18 protein-coding genes are annotated in these 17,456 nt (G+C 37.3%); 1 reads left to right on the forward strand and 17 read right to left on the reverse strand.

The genetic code is table 11. The features are described 5' to 3' along the window. Nucleotides 1-63 precede the first annotated feature (63 nt). The 15 genes from macP to BLR83_RS05380 form a co-directional block, all read right to left on the reverse strand. Nucleotides 64-399 carry a cell wall synthase accessory phosphoprotein MacP gene (gene macP, locus BLR83_RS05310; RefSeq protein ID WP_074560740.1) on the reverse strand — a complete coding sequence of 112 codons (336 nt, stop codon included), beginning with the start codon at nt 397-399 and terminating at the stop codon, nt 64-66. A gap of 3 nt (nt 400-402) precedes the next feature. Beyond that, complete coding sequence (locus BLR83_RS05315) at nt 403-951, reverse strand: NUDIX hydrolase (RefSeq protein WP_074560741.1); 549 nt, start codon at nt 949-951, stop codon at nt 403-405. Nucleotides 952-1,134: 183 nt separating this feature from the next. Beyond that, nucleotides 1,135-2,517: a bifunctional UDP-N-acetylglucosamine diphosphorylase/glucosamine-1-phosphate N-acetyltransferase GlmU gene (glmU, locus tag BLR83_RS05320; protein WP_074560742.1), complete on the reverse strand. Its 1,383-nt coding sequence runs from the start codon at nt 2,515-2,517 to the stop codon at nt 1,135-1,137. Nucleotides 2,518-2,646: 129 nt separating this feature from the next. Continuing rightward, on the reverse strand, nt 2,647-3,609 hold the full coding sequence (locus tag BLR83_RS05325) for a Gfo/Idh/MocA family protein (protein ID WP_074560743.1): 963 nt from the start codon (nt 3,607-3,609) through the stop codon (nt 2,647-2,649). An 82-nt stretch (nt 3,610-3,691) separates the two neighbouring features. Next, entirely contained in the window at nt 3,692-4,135 is a 444-nt protein-coding gene (locus BLR83_RS05330; protein WP_058814148.1) for an ASCH domain-containing protein, read from the reverse strand. A 102-nt stretch (nt 4,136-4,237) separates the two neighbouring features. Continuing rightward, nucleotides 4,238-4,936, reverse strand: coding sequence for a 3-oxoacyl-ACP reductase (locus BLR83_RS05335; RefSeq protein WP_074560744.1), 699 nt, complete (start codon nt 4,934-4,936; stop codon nt 4,238-4,240). Continuing rightward, nucleotides 4,929-5,165 carry a DUF2829 domain-containing protein gene (locus BLR83_RS05340; RefSeq protein ID WP_004232906.1) on the reverse strand — a complete coding sequence of 79 codons (237 nt, stop codon included), beginning with the start codon at nt 5,163-5,165 and terminating at the stop codon, nt 4,929-4,931. Before BLR83_RS05340 ends, BLR83_RS05335 begins: the two co-directional genes overlap by 8 nt. Nucleotides 5,166-5,233: 68 nt before the next feature. Continuing rightward, complete coding sequence (locus BLR83_RS05345) at nt 5,234-6,061, reverse strand: ABC transporter permease (protein WP_074560745.1); 828 nt, start codon at nt 6,059-6,061, stop codon at nt 5,234-5,236. Beyond that, entirely contained in the window at nt 6,045-6,380 is a 336-nt protein-coding gene (locus BLR83_RS05350; RefSeq protein WP_074560746.1) for a PadR family transcriptional regulator, read from the reverse strand. The genes BLR83_RS05345 and BLR83_RS05350 overlap by 17 nt, the downstream gene beginning before the upstream one ends. Before the next feature lie 140 nt (nt 6,381-6,520). Next, on the reverse strand, nt 6,521-7,753 hold the full coding sequence (locus tag BLR83_RS05355) for an aminoacyltransferase (RefSeq protein WP_074560747.1): 1,233 nt from the start codon (nt 7,751-7,753) through the stop codon (nt 6,521-6,523). Between the two features lie 207 nt (nt 7,754-7,960). Further along, nucleotides 7,961-9,961: a methionine--tRNA ligase gene (gene metG, locus BLR83_RS05360; protein ID WP_074560748.1), complete on the reverse strand. Its 2,001-nt coding sequence runs from the start codon at nt 9,959-9,961 to the stop codon at nt 7,961-7,963. A 151-nt stretch (nt 9,962-10,112) separates the two neighbouring features. Beyond that, nucleotides 10,113-10,490: a VOC family protein gene (locus tag BLR83_RS05365; protein ID WP_074560749.1), complete on the reverse strand. Its 378-nt coding sequence runs from the start codon at nt 10,488-10,490 to the stop codon at nt 10,113-10,115. A gap of 151 nt (nt 10,491-10,641) precedes the next feature. Then, nucleotides 10,642-12,300, reverse strand: a complete 1,659-nt coding sequence (locus tag BLR83_RS05370; protein WP_081340995.1) for a hypothetical protein — start codon at nt 12,298-12,300, stop codon at nt 10,642-10,644. Between the two features lie 81 nt (nt 12,301-12,381). Next, nucleotides 12,382-13,014, reverse strand: coding sequence for an SdpI family protein (locus tag BLR83_RS05375; RefSeq protein ID WP_074560751.1), 633 nt, complete (start codon nt 13,012-13,014; stop codon nt 12,382-12,384). Beyond that, complete coding sequence (locus BLR83_RS05380; protein WP_074560752.1) at nt 13,004-13,282, reverse strand: autorepressor SdpR family transcription factor; 279 nt, start codon at nt 13,280-13,282, stop codon at nt 13,004-13,006. The genes BLR83_RS05375 and BLR83_RS05380 overlap by 11 nt, the downstream gene beginning before the upstream one ends. A gap of 189 nt (nt 13,283-13,471) precedes the next feature. Between BLR83_RS05380 and BLR83_RS05385 the strand changes: the two genes are divergently transcribed. Further along, the gene (locus BLR83_RS05385; protein ID WP_074560753.1) at nt 13,472-14,299 is read left to right on the forward strand and encodes an exodeoxyribonuclease III; all 828 of its coding nucleotides are present in this window, start codon (nt 13,472-13,474) and stop codon (nt 14,297-14,299) included. 189 nt (nt 14,300-14,488) lie between these two features. Here the strand turns inward: BLR83_RS05385 and BLR83_RS05390 are convergent, their stop codons facing one another. Beyond that, nucleotides 14,489-16,759 (reverse strand): ABC transporter permease, encoded by a 2,271-nt coding sequence (locus BLR83_RS05390; RefSeq protein ID WP_074560754.1) that lies wholly within the window; start codon nt 16,757-16,759, stop codon nt 14,489-14,491. A 12-nt stretch (nt 16,760-16,771) separates the two neighbouring features. After that, nucleotides 16,772-17,449, reverse strand: a complete 678-nt coding sequence (locus BLR83_RS05395; RefSeq protein ID WP_039696459.1) for an ABC transporter ATP-binding protein — start codon at nt 17,447-17,449, stop codon at nt 16,772-16,774. Nucleotides 17,450-17,456: the final 7 nt, after the last annotated feature.

Genomic DNA, 17,456 nt, shown 5'->3' on the forward strand with positions numbered 1-17,456 from the left:
AATACAAGAGCAATACCAACTGTTATTTCCAGAGTTATTACCCTTGCTTCTCCTTCTAATTTTTTATAGATTAAATACTGCGAAAAAGAGTGCAATCAATAAAATAACAACTACAAACATAATCATGTTAAGTTTTCGTTGAAATTTACTGCGTTTCGCATTTTCAATTCGACGACTTTTGTAAACATGCTGATCGTCTTTTTTGCGGTCTTTCCATTTGTCCAAAACACCTCGAGAGTCTTCATAATCCTCATATGGATCATAGCTAGTCAATGTATCATATTGGTCTGTTCGGATGACCTTCGTTTCTTCATCATCTTCTAAGTAATTATCGTCATAAAAGATTTCACCACGGTTAGCACGTTCGATTATCTCGTCTGTTAAAAGTGGTCTACCCATTTTTTATCCTCCAAAATGCAGAGCATAATATTGAAGGGCTATGATTGTTTTAGCATCTTCGATTGCTCCAGATTTGACCAAATCCATGCATTCTTGATAGCTTAACTCAAGAATTTCTAAAACTTCATCATCATCTTGTGGTCGTGGATTTGGCACTTTTTGCAAATGAGTTGCTTGATAAAGCTTAATTTTTTCATTGCAAAAACCAATGGCAGTGTAAAACTCATGAATTTGTTTTAACTCGCCAGAGTATCCTGTTTCCTCTTCTAATTCACGCGCAGCGGCATCTTGTTCAGAGCCGTTTTCACCAATTTCGAGCTTACCAGCAGGGATTTCATAAGAAACTTTTTCAATAGCCTTACGATATTGTTTAACCAGAATAATTTTATTCTCATCAGTTACAGCTAAAACCGCAACTGCTCCGCGGTGAAAAATCAATTCACGTTTGGCTTGTCCTAGATTATTTGGTAATTCAACATCATCGACAACAACTTTAATCACATGCCCATCAAAAATCTCTGTTCGCTTGAGCGTTTTTTCTTCAAAATCCATACTAAGCAATCTCCCTTAAAATATTTCCACATTAAATTTTACTACAAAGTCCCAAGAATTGCTATTCCAATACGCTTAAACTGCTGAAATATCCGTGAAATCTACTTAATTTTTCTAAAAAATAGAAAAAGAGGGTGAGCTTGTCATCCTCTTTTCAAATGCCAAAAAGTTTAGCAAAAATGATTATTTTTTGTTATTTGGGTGGTGTGGTTTGTTAAGGGCATAACCTGCTTTATTAACTTGACGACCACGTCCAATAGCAAGAGCATCTTTTTCAACATCTTGGTAAATTGTTGAACCAGCTGCTGTAAGGGCATTGTCACCCAAAGTTACTGGAGAAATGATTGTTGAGTTACTTCCAACAAAGACATTATTTCCAATAGTTGTGTTGAATTTGTGTTGTCCGTCGTAGTTAGCAATAATTGTACCAGCTCCGAAGTTAACATCGTGTCCAGTTGTTGTATTTCCAATGTAAGTCAAGTGACCTGCTTTTGTTCCTTTACCAACTGTTGATGATTTCACTTCAACGAAGTTACCAACGTGAACTTTTTCTTCAAGTGTTGAATCAGGACGCACGTGAGCAAATGGACCAATTGTAACGCCATCTTTAACCACTGATTTTTCAATCATAGAATTTGTGATAACCACATTTTCACCGATTGTTGAATCAACAAGGTATGTTCCATTTGTCAAAACAGAACCTGCACCAACTTTTGTATTTCCTTTAAGGGTAACGTTGGCTTCAATCATCACATCAGGAGCAATTTCAACGTCAACATCGATGTAAGTTGCTGCTGGATTTTGGAAAGTAACACCATTAACCATATGTTTTTTGTTGATACGACGACGCATAATGTCTTCTGCTGTCGCAAGAGCTACGCGGTCGTTAACACCAAGACTTTCATCGAAATCATGAAGAACATATGCTCCAACTTTTTCACCAGCGTTACGGAAAATTGAAATAACGTCAGTCAAGTAGTACTCACCTTGAGCGTTGTTTGTGTTGATGTTTTTAAGAGCTTCAAACAAGCGTTTGTTATCAAAAACGTATGTTCCTGTATTGATTTCTTTGACTTGACGTTCATATTCAGAAGCATCTTTTTGTTCAACAATCTTAAGCACTTCACCATTTTCATTGCGGATGATACGTCCATAACCGAATGGATTTTCAGCAGTCGCTGTTAAAATAGTTGCGACATTTTTGTGGCTAACGTGAAATTCAATCAATTCTTTCAAGCTTTCGCCAGTAATAAGTGGTGTATCACCTGCGATAACAAGTGTTTGACCATCAAGACCAGCCAATTCATCTTCTGCCATCATGACAGCGTGACCAGTACCAAGTTGTTCTGTTTGCATGACAAATTCTGATTTGCCAGCTAAAACTTCACGAACCATTTCTGCTTTATGTCCAATAACAGTAACGTTTTTTTCTGGATTCAAAGCTGATACCGCACGGAAAACATGTTCCAACATTGTAATTCCTGAAACTTTATGAAGAACCTTAGGAAGGTCAGATTTCATACGAGTTCCCTTACCAGCTGCTAAAATAATTGCATAATTTGACATGATTTCATTCCTTAAAAAAATAGAGTAGATTTGTAAGTTAACTAAAAATTTTCAATCAACTTACACAAGCTACTCCATTATATCACATTTACCGCCTCAAGGCTTAATTTTATAGCATCTGCACCTTAACTACATGCTCTTAACAGCTTCGTCCAAAACTTCCATGACTAGACGGCTGTGGTCAAGTGCTAATTTTGTTGCTGCCATATCTTTGTGTTCGATAATGGCTTGAAAGGCTACAAACTCATCATGCATACGATGATTTAAGGAATTTTCGTTAATCATTGTCATACTTTGACCGTTTAGAGCTAGGGACAATTCTGGCATACTATTAGTTGGTCCAAGTACAGCAATAGAGCCTTTATTTCCTTGGATAGTAGACTTGATGTCAGCACTACAATCTTTAGCACCAATACAAGCAGCCTTGAAATGTCCATAATCCATAATCAAAATTCCTGAAGTGTCCACATCGCGTTCAACATTTGCCAAGTACTGAACTTTTTCAGGTTTACCAAACAAACCAACCACCAAGTGAATATTGTAAATATTTAAGTCACGAAGAGCTCCGCCACCTTTTGCTGGGTCAAAAGCTGGTGCAATTTCACCACGTTTAAAGGCATCGTAACGAGATGAATATTGTGAGTAATTGCACTCTACAATCTTGATTTCACCAAGTTTTGAAAGATTAGCTTTAATAGAAGCAAAATTGCCAAGGTATTGGTTGGTAATGGCTTCAAGTAAAATTCGATTTTCTTGCTCAGCTATTTTAGCCAAATCTTCGAACTCAGCCAAAGTAAGTGTAAACGGCTTTTCACAAATGACGTGCTTGCCAGCTAGCAAAGCTTTTTTAGCGTAGTCATAATGCAAGTGATTTGGAAGGGCAACATAAACCGTATCCACATCTGGATTTGCCAAAATGTTATCGTAGTCGCTGCTAGCTTGACTAATCGCATAAAGCTCAGCTAGTTTTTCAGCCTTTTCAATACTGCGAGGTGTAGATAAAATCGCTGATAATTCAATTCCATTAATTTCTTTTAAAACTGGTAAAACCTCTTCAACGATTTTTCCTGTTCCTAAAATAGCTAATTTCATGGATTTCCTCCTAATTAATGTCTAAGCACAGTTTAACACATGTTCGTTTCTCAAACTGATACTATAACAAGTAATTGTCATACTAAAGTGTGGGATAGACCACTTCAAATTCTTCAAGAACAATTTGGCTATCACCGTTAAATGTCAGACCGTATTCATTGTAATAAGGTTTGAAAAAGTTCTCGTGGACATCACGCCAATAAGCTAACGTTCTATCACCTTCACCTTCTTTGAAAGCGTGCTCTGCTGACACCTGATTAAATGGCACAACAGAGACTTTCTTGATTTGAATGATACAAACTGCTTGGTCTTGACTGTCGAGAACCACATCATAAGACCCAACCTCAGGTAGCGGATCATTATCAACAGCGTATAAATCATAAGCCGACGCTGTCGCTGTTTTTGTTCCTTCAAGGACTAGCTGCGCTAACAAATCAGCTTCTACTCCAAATTGCCAAGCATCAATATCATCTCCGATTGAAGGATTTATTTTTTTGTATTTATTCCAAAGTTCTTGTGCATTCATAAGCTTTCTCCTGTTCTTTTCTGTCTTACTTCAATTTACAAGTTCGACAGAGAGTAGCCTATGGTTTTCTCCTCTTCATTTTAGAAGTCTCCTTATCTCTATTTATTTCAAACTCCAGCCGCCATCGATTTTGATGATTTCACCTTGCATAGATGTGGCTTTTCCTGATGCTAAAAATTCTGTCAAGTCAGCAATTTCTTCAGGCTGGCTCCAACGTCCAATTGGTGTTTCTTGGGCAACCCAGTCAGCTAAACCTCCTGGTTCAAAATCGCTAGCTGTCATGGCTGTTTTGACCGCACCTGGTGCGATACCAAACACTTGAATCTTGTCTTTAGCATAGTCAAGTGCAAGCTGGCGCGTGAAACCTGCAAGGGCATGCTTACTAGCTGTGTAAGCTGCTCCGCCCCCACCAGCAATAAATGAAGCAACCGAACACATGTTAATGATAATACCAGATTGTCTTTCAACCATTTTTGCCAAATAATGACGGGTGATTTTAACTGTCGCAAAGAAATTGGTCTGAAAAACACGTTCCAATTCGTCGTCTGATACTTCAAGCAAAGGCTTGTAAGCGTCGAGAATTCCAGCGGTGTTACATAAGATATCCACGTCAGATACAAAATCGTAGAGCGCAGCTAAATCCGTCGTCAAATCTAACTGTAGAAAATGAAAATTATCATCGTGAATCTCAGGCGCTTGCGACTTATCAACGCCGTATACCGCACAGCCATTTTCCAAAAAAAGTCGCGCTTGAGCAAGCCCAATTCCTGAGCTTACACCTGTGATAAGTACTTTAGTCATGAACTTCAACCCAGTCAGTAGCTAGGACGTCACACGGAGTTGGTGACCACATTGAAAAACCTTCACCCTCGCCTGACACATTGATGAGGAAGTATGGTGTTACTGGAAGTGCCACACCATTTTGCTCGATGCTGTCAAAAAGCTGAACGTAATTTTCTGCTCCGCCCCAGCCAGTACGCACATATTTTTTCTTAGCCTTCAAACCAGGCAAAATTTCTTCAAAAGTCATTTTTTCTCTCCTTGATAATTAATACCACTAGTATACCAAAAAACGAGCCCTAAGGCTCGTTTGGGTTATTATGATTGTTTAAACTTCAAAATATGTGATTGTTTTAAAAATAAAAGTATCCCAACACAAATCACAATGACTGGCAAATATTCTAAAAATATATTCTGAACTCTAGTTAAATTAATAATCATTCTTAAAGTTCCTGAAATGAAATATCCCACTATAATTGGAATAAAAGGCTTAAATAAAATCTTTTTGACTGATATATATATCGCAACTGCACTTAAAATTAAAGCTAAAATAACACTAAACAATGGAGAGAGAGTCAAACTACTTACTGTAACGACATTTTCGAATTCATTTAGTAAGAAAACAATACCAACTATAAAAATTCCAAGCAGTGCATAAGTGGCTGAATTTAAGAACATATTCTTTCGGAAAGTGAAGTCATAAACACTTTTTTTATAAAAAAGAATAAAAATAGCTAAAATGACAGCACCAAAAATGATACTACTCAAATATTCAACGACATTAAATGAAACTGCCCCATTAGATGAGTAATCACCTAAAAAGTGTCCATAACAAATAACTGTGAAGAGAAAGATAAAGAATTTTGCTATTGATACCTTCGAGGAAGCCTTTAAATTTTTAACGAGTTCATCTACCATTTTCTTGGGATTATCTCCAAAAAACTCTTTAGCAGTTAATCCGTCTTTCTCAGCATCTTTAAGGTCAAGTGCCAATTGAAAAATAAGTTCACGAACTGCGTCTTCATCTCGTAAGATGGCAGAGTAGCGCATATAATCTTCAACTTTTTCAAAATATTCTTTGTCAAATTGCGAAAAACTCTCTACTACTTTTTGAGTTTCTTCGTAATAATTAATCATCTTTTCCATTATCATTCACCTCTAATTCTGATACCTTAGAAACTAAATCATGCCACTCTTTCCAAAAATCACCCAAATATTCTTCACCTTTTTCCGTTATTTGGAAATATTTTCTTGGTGGACCATCTGGAGATGGTTTCATTTGTGATGAAATCATTTCTTTTTTCTCTAATTTTTGTAAAAGCGGATAAACCGTACCACCAACAATATTGACAAATCCAGCAGTTTTTAAGCGTTGTACCAATTCATAGCCATAGATTTCTTCTTTTGAAATTATCTGTAAAACACATCCATCTAATACACCTTTTAAAAGTTGTGTCTCTCTCATCGTTCATCCTTTCACTAGTTTGTATTGCAAGTTACCTCTTATGCTCACATTATAATACTTTTTAACTAGTATGTAAAACATAATAGTGTTTTAAAAAGGAGTTTTTATTAAAAAAAAACGAGCCCTAAGGCTCGTTTGGGTTATCGTCTTAAGATTTTCTTAGCAATTGCAATGATTTTATGCAGCATTGGTCGTGGGTAGTAGCGGAAAGTTCCCATTTTGCGGACAATGTAACCATTGAAGTTTTGTTTGAAACGAAGGACACCATCGCTACCATCAAAAATCCCTTGAATACCAAGGAAAGTATAGAAATTAATACCACGTTTCAGTGCTTCTGTCATCACATGTTCTTGCAGAGCAACTGGGGCATAGAATTTGTTAAATTCAGTGTAGGAACCACTGAAAAGATAAACAGCTTCTTGTGGTGTGTAAACAAAGAGACTTCCTGCTAAGACCACGTCCTCTGAACCGTGTTTTTCAATCAAGGCTTTTGCTTCTTTTAGACGAACATCAAATGTCGCAATTTGTTTGTCCAATTGAGCTTTTTGCTTATTAACCTTGGCTGAGTTAACGCCATCAGCGATTTTTTGATTTAAAACAGCTAATTCTGCTGCAATCTTGTCATGACCTGCTTGCACATTTTTGAGATAATCTTGAAAATTAATCGTTGCAATCATGAACTCACAAGCCTCTCCAAAACTATCATAAAATGCTTCGTAATAATCTAAAGGCTTATCCGTGTATTCTCGTCTAGCAGAGGTTGACGCTGTGATTTCTTTAAAAATATACAATTCATCACGCTCTAGCTTGCGAACCTTGATACCAAACGTATTCGTCTTTTTAGCTAGAGGACGACCTTTTTTACTAAAGGATTTTGTCAGAGTTTCGGGTGTTAACCCTGATAAATCTTTTACGTAATGCCAATCAGGCTCACCACCAGGATAGCCAGTTTGTAAACCATCATAGTGGTAGCCAAACTCCGTCAAACAAGTGATTAGCTCAGGTTTTTCATCATCGTTGGGCTTACCATGACTGTCAAAACTTTGATAGGTATCATAAGGTTTGACAACAAGTTCAAAAGCACCATTTTCCTTGGCATAACGTTTTAATTCCTTATAAAATTCAGAAAGGTAGCTTGGATTGGTTGAGGCTGGACCTGAATTAATTTCCATATGAAGTCCACCAGTCATCGGCATACTGTAAAGCACACCAGCTACTTGAATTGCGTCATCAGCTTTCAAGCCTAAAAATGTGATTTCAAAGCCACGTTTTTCAAGCAAATCAGCCATTTGCACCGATTGCATGAAAGAGCGTTCTTTAAAACGTGTGTCTAGTTTTTCATAATCTTCTCGTGATAAGATTTTTAATGTCATTTCTTATTCTCGATTCTAAAAACGTTGTTGTTCAATGCGTCAGTAAATTTATCAAATGAAACTTAAGCGAAAATTAACAGTCTTTTTTCAGAATTTCCTTTATCTTTTCAATTTTCTTTTCATTTGAGAGCAAGCTAAATACCCAGTTCCTACAGTATAAAGCTACTGTGAGAACTGAGTATTTTTAAGTATTTATGCTAATAAAAATTATCCGATTTGGCTTCCGTTTGGTACGCTTGGATCAACTGTAAGGACTGTTAAGCTGCCATCGTGTTCAGCTGATAGAATCATACCTTGGCTGACAAGTCCCATCATTTTACGTGGTTTCAAGTTTGCAACGATTTGCAATTTTTTACCAACTAATTCTTGTTCATTTGGATAGAATTTCGCAATTCCTGATAAGATTTGACGGTCTTCGCCATCACCAGCATCAAGACGGAATTTAAGAAGTTTTTCTGAACCTTCAACTTTAGAAACTTCTTTGACTTCAGCAACACGAATTTCAACTTTGTCAAAGTCATCGAATTTGATAGCTTTCTTCTCGTTTTTAAGTTCTACTTCAGTTGGATCCCATTCTTTTTCTTCTGCGACAACAGCGCCAGCGCCCATGTTAGCTTTGATGTAATCAATTTCAGCTTTCATGTCAAGACGTGGGAAGATTGGTGTTCCTTTAGCAACCACTTTAACACCTTCTGGGAAACCTGAAAGTGCAAGGTTTTCAAGGTCAAAGTTAGCACCAAGACCAAGTTGTTCCATGATAGCATTTGATGTTGTCATCATGAATGGTTGGATAAGGTGAGCAACCACACGAAGGCTAGCTGCCAAGTGAGCCATTACTGCTGCTAATTCGTCACGTTTAGCTTCATCTTTTGCAAGTACCCAAGGAGCTGTTTCATCGATGTATTTGTTAGTACGTGAGATGATACTCCAAACGGCATCAAGAGCACGTGGGTAATCAACAGCGTTCATTTGTTTGTGGTATTCAGTGATTTTTTCAGCCACCAATGCTGCTAAATCAGCGTCAAATTCAGTAACATTTTCAACGTAAGCAGGAACGTCACCAACGAAATATTTGTTAATCATGGCAACTGTACGGTTAAGAAGGTTACCAAGGTCGTTGGCTAATTCATAGTTGATACGTCCAACGTAATCTTCTGGTGTAAATGTACCGTCTGAACCAACTGGAAGTGAACGCATGAGGTAATAACGAAGTGGGTCAAGACCGAAACGTTCAACCAACATTTCTGGGTAAACCACATTACCTTTAGATTTAGACATTTTACCATCTTTCATGACAAACCAACCGTGGGCAATCAAGCGTTCAGGCAATTTCATGTCAAGCATCATCAACATAATTGGCCAGTAAATTGAGTGGAAACGAAGGATATCTTTACCAACCATGTGGAAGACTGTTCCGTTCCAGAATTTATCAAAGTTTGCGTGGTCTTCTTGACCATAACCAAGTGCAGTCGCATAGTTAAGAAGAGCATCAATCCATACGTAAACAACGTGTTTTGGATTTGAAGGGACTTTAACACCCCATGTAAATGATGTACGGCTGACAGCCAAATCTTCAAGACCTGGTTCGATGAAGTTTTTAATGATTTCGTTCATACGACCATCAGGTTGAATGAAGTCTGGGTGTGCGTGGAAGAATTCTACCAAACGATCAGCGTATTTTCCAAGACGTAGGAAGTAAGATTCTTCAGAAACCCATTCAACTTCGTGTCCAGAAGGAGCAATACCACCGATGACTTTACCATTTTCATCACGGAAAACTTCTTCCAATTGGCTTTCTGTAAAGAATTCTTCATCTGAAACTGAGTACCAACCAGAATACTCACCTAAATAAATGTCATCTTGTGCCAACAATTTTTCAAAAACTTCGGCAACAACTTTTTCATGGTAATCGTCAGTTGTACGGATGAATTTATCGTATGAGATATCAAGCATTTCCCAAAGTTTTTTAACATCAGCAGCCATACCATCAACATAAGCTTGTGGTGTGATACCAGCTTCTTCAGCCTTTTGTTGGATTTTTTGACCGTGTTCATCAAGCCCTGTCAAATAAAAGACATCATAGTTCATCATACGTTTGTAACGTGCTAAAACGTCACAAGCGATTGTTGTATAAGCTGAACCAATGTGAAGCTTACCTGATGGGTAGTAAATTGGTGTTGTAATGTAAAATGGTTGTTTACTAGTCATTTTCTTTCCTTTCAAATAGGAGCTAATGAAACTCCCTTATTGATAACACCTAATTATAACATAATTTTATAGCTGATTATAGGTTAAATGACTAAGCTATGGAAAAAAGTGTTTTCGTACTTTTTATCTCTAATCACTTATTGATGACACTCTAAACAGTTAATTCTATTTGATTTCCTTCTGGATCATAAATAGTTGCCTCATAATAACCATCACCTGTCCTGCGTGGACCATTTTGAATAGGATATCCGTTTTCTGCCATGAAATAAGCAAAACGATCTACCTCTTTCTCACTTCCTAATGAAAAAGCCAAGTGTGCAAATCCGAAAGTATCCTTATTCCCTGAAACAATATCTGGACGGTGACAAAGTTCTAAACGCGCTCCATCGGCAAATGTTAGAAAATAAGATGAAAACTTTGAATTCGGATTGTGATATTTTTCTGAAGCTGTCGCTTTGAAAAACTTACAATAAAATTCTTTCATATTCTCTAAATCTTGTGTCCAAAGACCGACATGTTCAATTCTCATATTTTCTCTCCAATTTTTAATACTAACATTGTAGCACTATGAGCTAGTTAGTACTTATATTTTAAAAAGTTAAATCAATATTATAGTACGATATTGACATATTTTTAACTACTAAAAGAGCTTGGAATTTTTATTCCAAACTCTTTACTGTTTATTTTTGATTAGTAATCTCAAACTTAGTCAAGTAATTATCATCTTGAAGTTCACCTTTAAACTCATCTCCAACAGCAAGGAAAGGAAGTTTGTCTGTTGTATCAGTCGTTGCTTTAACTTTGTAAATCTCTCCTGATGATGAGATGTAGTAAACTGTTGAACCTGAAATCATTTGGCTGGCTAATTTATCCACCACTCCAGTAATCACTTTGACTTTTTTGGCTTCGCCAGAATTGTCAGCAACGCCTGACAAAGCTGAAGTATCAGAATCCGTGAACTTAGCAATCAAAGTCTCGATGTCATTATCAACGGTAACTTGTTGGTAATCTTCTGCGTCAACGATAGCATAAGATTTAACCAAACCAGCAGCATCCTTCAAAGATACAAGATAATAAGCTTTGCCGTCCAATTTCACCAAGGTTGGCGCTGTTGCTTCGTAGTGTTTTTCTTGCACTTCTCCTTCAGCTGATTCTTGAGCTGCTGTTTCTGTTGCTGAAGCTAACTTGTAATTTGTCACTTCACGAGTACGCATGTTGACCAAGATAAAGCCAAGGTTTGAAGAGTCTGCAGTAGCCGATGTGATACCTGTGTAGAGGTAAATATCTGAACCAATTGAGATATAGTTATAACTATCCGTTGTCTTTTTCACACCTGTTTGGCTGAAGACAGTATTCCAGAAACCTTTTTGATAAGTGTAATAATCATCAACACGGCTAATCACATTATTAGCAGAAAAGACACGGTCAACCCATTTTGGAACATCTTTAAGGGCATATCGTTTTGTCTCACCCGTAACCGCATTAATCAAAATAGCTCCCGTTGGGTCATTAGATGTCAACATGAACTTAGGTTTATAAGTTGTTGCAACGTAGTAAGGATTACCCTTATCATCAACTTCAAACGACGGGTCTCCAAAAATCACTGTTGGGTATTTTAGGCGTAAATAGCGGAGCGTATCATTGAAAAAGTACTCAGAATCTGAATATTTCATTCCTTTATCGAGTTTAACTAGCTCTGCTTTACCAGTTGTTTGGTTAACTTTGACATAGTAGCCAATTCCATCTTTGTGGTTAGAAAACCATTTCCAGAAAGATTTGTATTCAAGAGGGGATACACGGTAAGGTTGCTCACCAATTGTCACTTGACGATAATCATCTGAAATGCCAAATTGTGAAACTTTATCAATCGTTCCAAGGTAAGTGTCACCAATTTTCTTAGCTGATGAACGGTCAAGCAAAGCCAAGTGAGAAATGTCAGTCTCTGGGAAGTCAGAAGCAAAATCAGCATCTTTGACCTTAATCACATTAGCATAACTTTTTGCTCTAAACAAACGAGAATTTAAAAAAGTTGATGCCCCGAGAATAAGTAAAATCACTGCAATAGCAAGACTAATGCCAGACAAAACTTTTCCAAAAGCAGGTCTTGGCGTTGAAACCACTTTTCTAACACGACTGCCTGGCACTTGGAAAGTTACTTGTTGGACTTTGCCACCAAGAGACAACAAGGCAATGCCTCCAAAAGCCAAAGCCAAGCCCTCTAAAACAAAAATCCAAAATGCTACGCTAAAAATATTAATGGGCGGTAAAAAAATCCAATAGCTGATTAGCATTACTAAAAACCATAAAGCAATTAACCAATAGGATACCGTCTTTTTCATCACACTATCTCCTTTAATTTTGTTCTATCATTATAACACAATTAAACAATTTTACGGCTAAAAAACTAGGCAAATCAGTTTTTAGGATTTTCGACTAAGAAGAAATGAATAAACAATTGGTGCACTAACCATGACAGCAATGACCACTGCAATCACGTAAGGAAGTGCTATTTGGATAAAAGATTCAAGCAAGATAAGCAAACCACCAAGCACCCAAAGTTTACCTGCCATGCGGTGTGTCTTATGCCAATTTTTGTCATCAGACAGCGTCCAAGGAATTCGAATCCCTATTGTATGATTTCGATGTGTTTTTGGAAGATAATTTCCGATAATCACAAAAATAATCCCCAAAAAAGCTGTTACAAGAGTCGGGCTACTCTTCACCCAGCCAAGGGCATTCGCATAAATTGAGCCTTGAACAATTAAACTTAAAGCTGGAATAATCCAAGCATAGAGCTTTCTCATTTTAGCTGGAACCGTTACTTTTACAGACTCCTTTTCAAGTGAGGCTAAAGCGATAATTTGAAAAAGCACAAATAAAATCGGAAAAGCAAGAAGGGTAAAGAGCTTGCTACTATAACCGTCAGCTTGTCCATCAATTCCAAAATGAGTTGGTACTTGCTCTGGCAAAGCTTTCCAGAAAAATGCTCCTATCAAAGCTGGCAAAATAATCACAAAAATTGTTGATAATAGTTGTTTTTTCTTAATTTTCATCTCCTGATCTCTCCTTTAAATCCGCAAGCCAAGTCATAATATCTTCCAAAACAGAAGTACATAACTCATAGTAAATAAAATTCTTCTCACGCTTTTCAACCACAAGACCTGCTTTTTTCAAAATGCTCAGATGATGCGAAATAGTTGCTCCAGCAAGGTCGAAATGACTAGTAATCTCACCAGCTGTCAAAGAATTTTCCTTTAGCAAGGTCAAAATCTCTCGCCGAATGGGATGAGAAAGTGCCTTAAATGTCTCTGCAAATGCCATAACAATCCCTACTTTTCTAAAAAATCTATTTAGAAATTTATCTAAATAGATTATATTCCTTTAAAAAACAATCACAAGAAAAAAGCATTAAAATCGCATGCCAGTTCATTTTTTGATAAAATAGAAACTAACGATTAGACTTTAGAAAGAAGAAAAAGTTTTGTTAAATCAAAGCTTTGGGATAAGATTATGAAACTCATTTCATGGAATATTGACTCAATCAATGCTGCCTTAACTAGTGACTCAGCTAGAGCAGTTCTTTCACGCGCAGTCATCGATACTTTGGTAGCTGAGGATGCTGATATCATCGCTATCCAAGAAACTAAACTCTCAGCAAAAGGACCTACAAAGAAACACCTGCAAATTTTGAATGACTACTTCCCAGACTATGACATTTCTTGGCGTTCTTCTGTTGAACCAGCCAGAAAAGGCTACGCTGGGACAATGTTTCTTTATAAAAAAGCCTTAACACCAGAAATTTCTTTCCCAGAAATCGGTGCTCCAGATACCATGGATAGTGAAGGACGCATTATTACACTTGAATTTGATAAGTTTTTTGTCACACAAGTTTACACACCAAATGCTGGCGACGGGCTTAAACGCCTGGCTGAACGCCAACTTTGGGACGAAAAATACGCCCAATACCTAGCTGAACTTGACCAAAAGAAACCTGTTCTAGCTACTGGTGACTACAACGTTGCTCATCAAGAAATCGACCTTGCCAATCCAAATTCAAACCGCCGTTCTGCTGGATTTACCGATGAAGAACGTGCTGGTTTCACTAACCTGCTTGCTAAAGGGTTCACAGATACTTTCCGTCACCTTCATGGTAACATTCCAAACGTATACAGCTGGTGGGCTCAACGCAGTAAGACAAGTAAAATTAACAACACTGGCTGGCGCATTGACTACTGGCTCACATCAAACCGCATCGCAGACAAAGTAACAAAATCAGAAATGATTGACTCAGGCGCACGTCAAGACCACACACCAATCATCTTGGAAATTGATTTATAAGTAGTGTCATCGACAGATTCAACTACCCACTGGACTTGACTCGATTTTTTATTTTTTGGCTCGTGAAAAAACAGTCCACTGGACTTGACTCGATTTTCTATTTCTTGGCTCATGAAAAAACTGCCCACTGGACCTAACTCGCTTTTCTATTGCTAGGCTCGTGAAAAAACAGTCCACTGGACTGTTTTTTTACTCAACTCCTTTTAAGGCTTCAACCATATTAATGGTTTTAATTTTATGGCTGATAATGAGGGTTGTGACTGCAGATGTCACCCAGACTAGGACACTAGCAATCAAAAGAACTTGCCAAGTGATGTAGGCTGTGTATTCAATACGAATGGTTGAGAAGGTTGCCACGTAGCATCTCAAGAACCAGATTCCCATTGGAATTCCCAAAATCCAACCAATTGATGTTGTCATTAGATTTTCAATCATGGTAATCAATTGCAAATTTTTCTTAGAAAAACCGAGAACTTGAAGCGTTGCATAATCACGCATCCGTTCAACAAAATTCAGAGAACCAAGGTTGTAAAGAACAACGATGACAAGTAGCAAAGCAAAGCCGATAATCATCAAGAACACACTCATCAAACTATTCACAAAATCATAAGCATTTTTTTCTTGTGCTGATTTATTGATGACTGATAAAATATTTTGGTCATTTTTGATATCAGCTTTTGAAACGGTCTTATCTACTAGCAATGTTTTCGGAGTGAATTTGCCACCAGCTGCTTCAAATGTTTCTGCTCTGACATATGCTCCTTGGTTAGTCTCACTAGTGACAATTCCCTTGACCTCAAATGAATAAGATTTGCCGTCTTGATAAGGAGTTACTTTCAAAGTTTCTCCTTTTTTGATACCAGCTAATTCTGCAAAACGGTTGGTAACATAAATACCGCCTTCTTCAATTGCATTGTTGTCAGCAGTTCTTGCATTAACAAAATCACCATCACTAACAATAATCAAAAGGCGATTATAGCCATCATCTTTTGAAAAATGAGCCTGATTAATCTGCACGCCTTGACCTTGATAAGTTTTAGCTGCTTGATTGTAATTAGCAACCGTCAAGCGTTTAGTATATGAAAAATCAGTATTGTAAGCTTTATCCACCAAATGGTTCATTGAAATCGGCATTCCGACACCAGCAATCAAAAGCATCATACTTCCTGCAACACCGACGATTCCCATGAGCACCCTCACCCTGTTAATAAAGGCATCACGAATCGCCCATTTGCTCTCATCAGAAATACGATTCCATAAAAGAGGAAGTTTTTCAAGAAACACATGGTGAACTTTCTTCGTTTTTCCACGTAAGAAAACAGCTGGTAATCCTTTAATGACCTGACGAGATGCCAAATAAGCTGACAAGGTACAAATAAAGATGACAAGCAAAATGACAACCAACGATGACCACGAATAAGCAATCTGCCAATCTGGCAAGGTAAACATCGTCTTTTGTGTCTCAAGCACAAAAAGCGACATCAAAGGAGAGACAGCCGCGCCAGCCAAAGCTCCAAAACTTCCAACTAATAAGCCAAAAGAAATATAATGCCAAGTGATTTGCCCATTTGAATAGCCCAAAGCTTTAATGACTGCAATTTCTTTGGTTTGACTTTCAATCAGGCGTCGAATGGTCGTAAACATAGCAAGGATTGCTAAAAGGATAAAGATGAAAGAGAAAAGATAAGACAGATTTCGAATTTGTCCAACACGTCCAGTCGCTTCTGACACTTCTGTCAACGTTTTCTGGTTATCATAAGAAAGCAAATGCTCCCCTAAAATCTCTTCAATATCGTGTCTGATATCATCCTTTTTGGCATAAATATCGAGAGCATTGTAAGTTGTGCGACCTCTCGTTACCTTGGCTAAGGCATTTTCTGACACATAGCCGTAAGCATAATTCTTAGAATTTGGTGCTAAATACTCAAGACTTCCTGTAAAATAAATCTTATCTGCTGACTCTACCAAGCCTTTAATTGGAAAATGAACAGTTTGATTAGCAATGACAAGACTAACGTCATCACCAAGCGTCAACTGATTTTCCTTAGCAAAATTGCTATCTAACCAAATGCCTTCAGAATCATTATCAAAGTTTTTCCCTTTATCAACAGTGATTACTTTTTTAGCCGATTCATCAAACGATTCTAAGGTTAGATACTTTTCTGAATCACTCTTAAGATCAACCTTCGCTAGAAGTTTTGTCTTAGCATCAACCCTATCCACGCAAGGTAGGGCTTTTATGTCTTTTAGTTGGTTGTTGCTGATAGCATCCGCTTGAAGCCAAACCGTAGGCAAGTGCGAATCTGAGATAAAAGTATCTAAACTTTTCTCCAAACCATGCCAAGCTCCTTGCAGCCCAACAAAAATCAACACACTTAACAAGGACATCAAAAACACTGAAAAGAATTGTTGCCAATGACGTCTGATATCCCGTCTGAGTTTTAAATTAAGATATTTCATCATTCTTCCAATCTATCCATTTTGAGCATCTTTGTTAACAATAGCATCAATTTTACCATCTTTTAAATAGATGACTTTATCTGCATATTTTTCAAATTCTGCATTGTGTGTTACCATCACAACTGCCACATCTTTATCAGCAGATGTTTCCTTCAAGAGTTCAATGATTTTCTGACCAGTTTTCGAATCCAAAGCTCCTGTCGGTTCATCACAAAGCAAAAGTTTTGGCTTTTTAGCTAAAGCTCTTGCGATTGACACGCGCTGCATTTCACCACCAGATAACTGATTTGGAAAGTTATTTTTACGATGACTAAGGCCAACTTTTTCCAAATATTGTTCGGATTGCTTTGCATTTTTAGTCAACTGAGCTGCGATGCTAATATTTTCCAAAGCCGTTAAACTTGGAACAAGGTTATAAAATTGAAAGACAAAGCCAACAACATCCTTGCGGTATTTTGATAAATCTTTGTCACTAAGTCCCGTCACATCAGTATCTTCAAATAAAAACTTACCACTCGTTGCTTGATCCATACCACCAAGTAGATTTAACATGGTACTTTTCCCTGAACCAGAAGGTCCTAAAATAATGGTAAACTTCCCTTTTTCAATTGAAAATGATACATCATCCAAAGCCTTAACTTCTTGGTCTCCAACTTGATAAATCTTACTAATATTTTGAAATGTAATCATCTTATCT

The organism is Streptococcus equinus (assembly GCF_900101445.1).
GTDB classification, from domain to species: domain Bacteria; phylum Bacillota; class Bacilli; order Lactobacillales; family Streptococcaceae; genus Streptococcus; species Streptococcus equinus_B.

Coding starts and splice junctions, on each gene's coding strand:
- BLR83_RS05350 (WP_074560746.1), bottom strand. CDS start 6,380: ATGAGAGAGACACAACTTTTAAAAGGTGTATTAGATGGATGTGTTTTA.
- metG (WP_074560748.1), bottom strand. CDS start 9,961: ATGACTAGTAAACAACCATTTTACATTACAACACCAATTTACTACCCA.
- BLR83_RS05390 (WP_074560754.1), bottom strand. CDS start 16,759: ATGAAATATCTTAATTTAAAACTCAGACGGGATATCAGACGTCATTGG.
- BLR83_RS05340 (WP_004232906.1), bottom strand. CDS start 5,165: ATGACTTTTGAAGAAATTTTGCCTGGTTTGAAGGCTAAGAAAAAATAT.
- BLR83_RS05330 (WP_058814148.1), bottom strand. CDS start 4,135: ATGAATGCACAAGAACTTTGGAATAAATACAAAAAAATAAATCCTTCA.
- BLR83_RS05335 (WP_074560744.1), bottom strand. CDS start 4,936: ATGACTAAAGTACTTATCACAGGTGTAAGCTCAGGAATTGGGCTTGCT.
- BLR83_RS05395 (WP_039696459.1), bottom strand. CDS start 17,449: ATGATTACATTTCAAAATATTAGTAAGATTTATCAAGTTGGAGACCAA.
- BLR83_RS05355 (WP_074560747.1), bottom strand. CDS start 7,753: ATGACATTAAAAATCTTATCACGAGAAGATTATGAAAAACTAGACACA.
- macP (WP_074560740.1), bottom strand. CDS start 399: ATGGGTAGACCACTTTTAACAGACGAGATAATCGAACGTGCTAACCGT.
- BLR83_RS05375 (WP_074560751.1), bottom strand. CDS start 13,014: ATGAAAATTAAGAAAAAACAACTATTATCAACAATTTTTGTGATTATT.
- BLR83_RS05365 (WP_074560749.1), bottom strand. CDS start 10,490: ATGAGAATTGAACATGTCGGTCTTTGGACACAAGATTTAGAGAATATG.
- BLR83_RS05380 (WP_074560752.1), bottom strand. CDS start 13,282: ATGGCATTTGCAGAGACATTTAAGGCACTTTCTCATCCCATTCGGCGA.
- BLR83_RS05345 (WP_074560745.1), bottom strand. CDS start 6,061: ATGGAAAAGATGATTAATTATTACGAAGAAACTCAAAAAGTAGTAGAG.
- BLR83_RS05370 (WP_081340995.1), bottom strand. CDS start 12,300: ATGAAAAAGACGGTATCCTATTGGTTAATTGCTTTATGGTTTTTAGTA.
- BLR83_RS05315 (WP_074560741.1), bottom strand. CDS start 951: ATGGATTTTGAAGAAAAAACGCTCAAGCGAACAGAGATTTTTGATGGG.
- BLR83_RS05385 (WP_074560753.1), top strand. CDS start 13,472: ATGAAACTCATTTCATGGAATATTGACTCAATCAATGCTGCCTTAACT.
- BLR83_RS05325 (WP_074560743.1), bottom strand. CDS start 3,609: ATGAAATTAGCTATTTTAGGAACAGGAAAAATCGTTGAAGAGGTTTTA.
- glmU (WP_074560742.1), bottom strand. CDS start 2,517: ATGTCAAATTATGCAATTATTTTAGCAGCTGGTAAGGGAACTCGTATG.